Here is a 441-nt window from a genome sequence, read left to right as displayed (position 1 = left end):
CCAATCTCTTTCTATTGAATCATTATAAGTTTTGCCGTTAAAATATCTCAAATTTAAATCCGCTGGTCTTTCAACAACCTTGATTTTTATTAGACTATCAACTAGATTTTGAAGTTTGACTTTATCTCGTTCGTATTTAGCTATCGAAACCTGTGCGTTGTAGACAAACTTATCGGGTGTTGTCGTTTCTGTAATTTTTAAAGAAAGCTCCTTTGTCATATGAGTCATAGACATTAGAGCAAGAGGACAGCTTAAAATTAGAAAAATCCAGACACTTATTTTTCGGATATTTTTCTTGAATGATAGAATAATAAAAAGGATTGTAGATAGAAATAGAACTATTGAAGTAATAGTTAAAGTGTCCATTATATTTCCTAAAGCTGAACCACCTTGGTCATTTAAAATATGAAATATTGAAATTAATATTCCAATTATTAAAAT

The 441-nt window shown here is 29.0% G+C and carries 1 protein-coding gene; it reads right to left on the bottom strand.

The window, feature by feature from the left end; genetic code table 11:
• Positions 1–441, bottom strand: a 441-nt coding sequence (locus I4Q58_RS15510; RefSeq protein WP_203296822.1) for a hypothetical protein, incomplete at both ends; no start/stop codon positions are given.

The organism is Luteirhabdus pelagi (assembly GCF_016827595.1).
In the GTDB taxonomy this organism is placed as follows: Bacteria; Bacteroidota; Bacteroidia; order Flavobacteriales; family Flavobacteriaceae; genus Luteirhabdus; species Luteirhabdus pelagi.
The sequence above is the reverse complement of the archived record's forward strand: the minus strand, read 5'-3'. Positions and strand labels throughout refer to the sequence as shown.